Consider the following 4,510-nt stretch of genomic DNA (forward strand, 5'->3'; position numbering starts at 1 on the left):
GATAGCCTGGTCCAGGGAGAGTTTGGCAAACAGACGCATTGAGGCAATTTCGTAGAGTGCGTCCTCCATGGCGCCGTCGCTGAGGTTGTACCACTGCTGCATACAGTGAATGCGGAGCATGGTATCGAGTGGGTAGGGACGACGCCCGTTACCAGCTTTGGGATAGACGGGTTCGATGACCCCCAGCATCCTTGGCCATGGGAGCACAGCCTCCATGCGAGCCAAGAATATCTCTTTACGGGTTTTACGGCGTTTGCCATTGAACTCGCAGTCCGCGAAGGTGAGCTGGTGACTCATGCTGAACCTCATCCCTGATGCCAAGTGGGGTTCATGATCTCACATCAAGGACTTGTTCGCACTTTCCTTTACGAACCTTAAGGTCGATCTGCTTGTTGGCGTACACTTCGCCAAACCGCTTATCGATACCCCTTAATTCGATGGCATAGCGATCTGTCTGGTCCATGATGCAGTCCTTGCGGGTCATGAAAAGAGACTAAAAACCGGCCCGTGCGGGCCGGTCGTTGGGTTGAGAGTAGTAGCGGTTACTCAGTATTTGCAGGTGCTGTCGCTCATATAGTCGTGCACCTTGACCTTGCCGGAGATGATCTCGGCCTTGATGGCCTCCACCTTGGCTTTCATCTCGGGGGTGATCAGCTTCTCGTTGTCTTTGTCGAGTGCCCAATCCACCCCGCCCTCGGCCAGACCCAGGTTCTTGATACCCGGTTTCCAGGTGCCCTTGGCGGCGTCATCCCAGGTCTGGTAGGCGGCCAGGCCCACCGACTTGACCATGGAGGTCAGCATGGTGCCCGGTTGCAGGTGGTTCTGGTTGGAATCCACGCCGATGGCCAGCTTGCCTTCGTCCTTGGCGGCCTGGTAAACACCGATGCCGGTACCGCCGGCGGCGGCATAGACAACATCGGCGCCCTTGGCGAACTGGGACTTGGCCAGCTCGGCACCCTTGGCCGGGTCAGCAAACGCTGCCGGGGTGGAGCCGGTCATGTTCTGGAACACTTCGATCTTCGGATTGACGTACTTGGCGCCCTGCTCGTAGCCGCACTCGAACTTGCGGATCAGCGGGATGTCCATGCCGCCCACGAAGCCGACCTTGCCGCTCTTGGAGGCGATGGCCGCCAGCGCGCCCACCAGGAAGGAACCTTCATGCTCCTTGAAGATGACGGACTGGACGTTCGGCTTGTCGACCACCATGTCGATGATGGTGAACTGGGTGTTCGGGAACTCGGTCGCGACCTTCTCTACCGCGGAACCCATGTTGAAGCCGACGGCCACGATCGGGCCATTGCCACGGCTGGCCAGACGACGCAGACCCTGCTCACGCTGGGCTTCGTTCTGGGGTTCGAACTCCTTGACCTTGACGCCTTTGTCCTTGTTGTAGACTTCGACGCCATTGCGGAACACGGCTTCGTTGAACGATTTGTCGAATTTGCCTGCGGTGTCGTAGATGACGGCGGGCTGGGAGGCTGCCTGGGCAGAAAGGGCAGCGAGAGTGAGGGCGGCAACGGTGGCCAGCTTGAGCACTTTAGTCACGATCGTATCCTTGATTGTTATGTGAGGGTCCACAACCTGCCGGGGCAGGCCATAAAGCACGCCGGCTAACTGTAAGTGAGCCGTGGTACGGGTCAAGGAGATCATAAAGGAAAAACGTTTGCGTTAACGGTTTGAAATATAAGCAAATGACTTTATAAGTTGTTGTTTTGATGCCTGTTTTTAGATTTAAATTCTGTGAATAATTGGCTCCAAATGACATTTCTGTTTGTATTCATGAGGTTATAAGCAAGCGTTTTCCTGAAATCGGCCAAAAAGTGGCTTCCAATGGTGCCAACTGATGGATTTTTCTCTGTGGTCAGGCCTCCGCTCGGGGTAGCAGAGAAGCGGGCCGTGGTGATCACCACTACGCCGATTTGGTCTGCGGCGCCGCAGGTCGTATAATCCCCGCCTGTATAAATAAACAGGAGTGGTGATGGACGTTTCAACCCTGCTCGACGGGCTCAATGACAAGCAAAGAGACGCGGTGGCGGCCCCCCGTTGCAACCTGCTGGTGCTGGCCGGTGCCGGTTCGGGCAAGACCCGGGTGCTGGTGCACCGTATCGCCTGGCTGATGCAGGTGGAACGCTGTTCACCCTTCTCCATCATCGCGGTGACCTTTACCAACAAGGCGGCGGCCGAGATGCGCGGCCGGGTCGAGAAGGTGATAGGCGACGGCGTGCGCGGCATGTGGATCGGCACCTTCCACGGCATCGCCCACCGCTTGCTGCGGGCCCACCATCTGGATGCGGGGCTGCCGCAGGATTTCCAGATCCTCGACTCCGACGACCAGTACCGTCTCATTCGCCGGGTGCTCAAGGCGCTCAACCTCGACGAGAAGCACTGGGCCCCGCGCGCCGTGATGGGCTACATCAACGGCAAGAAGGACGAGGGACTGCGCCCCGGCGACATCGACCTCTACGGCGACCCTGTCACCCGCACCTATCAGCAAATCTACAAGACCTATCAGGAGACCTGCGATCGCTCCGGGCTGGTGGATTTTGCCGAACTCTTGCTGCGCGCCCACGAGCTGTGGCTGAACAAGCCCCACATCCTCGAGCACTACCGCGATCGCTTCCAGAACATCCTGGTGGACGAGTTCCAGGATACCAACGGCATCCAGTACGCCTGGCTGCGTATGCTGGCAGGGGATTCCGGCAAGGTGATGATCGTCGGCGACGATGACCAGTCCATCTACGGCTGGCGCGGCGCCAAGATTGAAAACATCCAGCGCTTCCTGACCGACTATCAGGGCGCCGAGACCATCCGCCTCGAGCAGAACTACCGCTCCACCGCCAACATTCTGAAAGCGGCCAACTGCGTCATCGCCAACAACGCCGAGCGCCTTGGCAAAGAGCTGTGGACCGAGGGGGCCGATGGCGAGCCGATTTCGCTGTACGCCGCCTTCAACGAGGTGGATGAGGCCCGCTTCGTGGTCGGCCGCCTCAAGGACTGGAAGGAGAAGGGGGGCTTGCTCGCCGACTGTGCCATCCTCTATCGCTCCAACGCCCAGTCGCGGGTGCTGGAAGAGGCGCTGATGCAGGACGCCATGCCCTATCGCATCTACGGCGGCCTGCGCTTCTTCGAGCGCCAGGAGATCAAAGACGCCATGGCCTACCTGCGCCTTATCAACAACCGTGGTGACGACGCCAGCTTCGAGCGGGTGGTCAACACCCCGACCCGCGGCATCGGCGATCGCACCCTCGAGATACTGCGAAACAACGCCCGCGATCAGGGCCAGAACCTGTGGCAATCGGCCAAGGCGCTGCTCAACGACAAGGTGCTGACCGGTCGCGCCGGCAACGCGGTGCGCGGCTTTGTGGAGTTGATCGACGCGCTGGAGGAGCAGGTTTCCATGCTGCCGCTGCACCAGCAGGCGGATATCGCCATCCAGAACTCCGGCCTCAAGGCGATGTATCTGGCGGAAAAAGGCGAGAAATCCCAGGCGCGGGTAGAGAACCTGGACGAACTGGTCACCGCCTGCCGCCAGTACCAGCGCCCGGACGAGCTGGAGGACATGAGCGATCTCTCCGCCTTCCTCGCCCACGCGGCGCTGGAGTCCGGCGAGAATCAGGCTGACGAATACGCCGACGCGGTGCAACTGATGACCCTGCACAGCGCCAAGGGGCTGGAGTTCCCGCTGGTGCTGCTGGTCGGCGTGGAAGAAGGCATGTTCCCCAGCCAGCAATCCACCGAGGAGTCGGGCCGGCTCGAGGAGGAGCGCCGCCTCTGTTACGTCGGCATGACCCGCGCCATGGAGAAGCTCTACATTTGTTATGCCGAGAGCCGCCGCATCTACGGCCGCGAGATGTTCCACAAGCCGAGCCGCTTTATCCGCGAGATGCCTGCCGAGTGTCTGGAAGAGATCCGGCTGCGCACTCAGGTCAGCCGCCCCACCCAGTACGGCCGCTTTAGCCAGAACGAGGTGCAGCAGAGCTTCGACGCCAGCGGCATCAAGCTCGGCCAGCGGGTGCTCCATCCGAAATTCGGGGAGGGGATAGTGCTCAACTTCGAAGGGGTCGGCCAGCAGAGCCGGGTGCAGATCCAGTTCGACGACGTCGGCGCCAAGTGGCTGGTGACGGCGTATGCCAGATTGGAAGCGCTTTGATTTCTTATGCCTTCCTGATTACCCATGACCCTCAGCCAGCTTCAAGAGCCGATATGGCATCGGAGGGCTTGCCACGACTGCATGCCCCAATTCAACCAACATGCTTTTGAGGTCAAAACGATGATTAAACCGGAAGCAGTATTCAGCAAGATGTCTCGGTAAATGCTTCGCTCCGAGCGTATGGCAACTGCCCCGCAGCGAGTTCTTCACATTCCCTATCATCGTGTTTACCCAGTTGAATGCCGGATGATCCAGCAAGTCAAGGTTGCCCCCGGTGACAACACCCAGGTGCTCACAATTGGCCTCCTTCACCGCCCTGAAACAGGCCAATCCATCGGATATCACCGCGCTACCACTGGC

6 protein-coding genes are annotated in these 4,510 nt (G+C 59.5%); 1 reads left to right on the top strand and 5 read right to left on the bottom strand.

The annotated features are described in order from the left end of the window. From CAK78_RS09435 to CAK78_RS22645, 4 genes are all read right to left on the bottom strand, one after another. Positions 1 to 297, bottom strand: a 297-nt coding sequence (locus CAK78_RS09435; RefSeq protein WP_141214151.1) for a transposase, incomplete at its 3' end; no start/stop codon positions are given. Positions 298 to 328: 31 nt separating this feature from the next. Next, positions 329 to 463, bottom strand: coding sequence for a hypothetical protein (locus tag CAK78_RS22980; RefSeq protein ID WP_254924741.1), 135 nt, complete (start codon positions 461 to 463; stop codon positions 329 to 331). A gap of 83 nt (positions 464 to 546) precedes the next feature. Then, positions 547 to 1,545 carry a BMP family lipoprotein gene (locus CAK78_RS09440; RefSeq protein ID WP_176452737.1) on the bottom strand — a complete coding sequence of 333 codons (999 nt, stop codon included), beginning with the start codon at positions 1,543 to 1,545 and terminating at the stop codon, positions 547 to 549. Between the two features lie 152 nt (positions 1,546 to 1,697). After that, the gene (locus tag CAK78_RS22645; RefSeq protein ID WP_141214159.1) at positions 1,698 to 1,991 is read right to left on the bottom strand and encodes a hypothetical protein; all 294 of its coding nucleotides are present in this window, start codon (positions 1,989 to 1,991) and stop codon (positions 1,698 to 1,700) included. On the opposite strand from CAK78_RS22645, the gene uvrD reads away from it, so the two are divergent. Then, positions 1,979 to 4,150 carry a DNA helicase II gene (gene uvrD, locus CAK78_RS09445; protein WP_094697106.1) on the top strand — a complete coding sequence of 724 codons (2,172 nt, stop codon included), beginning with the start codon at positions 1,979 to 1,981 and terminating at the stop codon, positions 4,148 to 4,150. The two genes, CAK78_RS22645 and uvrD, sit on opposite strands and share 13 nt — an antisense overlap. Positions 4,151 to 4,168: 18 nt before the next feature. On the opposite strand, the gene CAK78_RS09450 is transcribed toward uvrD, so the two are convergent. Beyond that, a partial coding sequence (locus CAK78_RS09450; protein WP_141214109.1) for a transposase occupies positions 4,169 to 4,510 on the bottom strand: 342 nt, incomplete at its 5' end.

The sequence above is a fragment of the Aeromonas sp. A35_P genome, assembly GCF_002259925.1.
Taxonomy (GTDB): Bacteria; Pseudomonadota; Gammaproteobacteria; order Enterobacterales; family Aeromonadaceae; genus Aeromonas; species Aeromonas dhakensis.

Excerpts from the sequence above, each read along its gene's own strand:
- uvrD (WP_094697106.1), top strand. The coding sequence starts at position 1,979 with ATGGACGTTTCAACCCTGCTCGACGGGCTCAATGACAAGCAAAGAGAC.
- CAK78_RS22980 (WP_254924741.1), bottom strand. The coding sequence starts at position 463 with ATGGACCAGACAGATCGCTATGCCATCGAATTAAGGGGTATCGATAAG.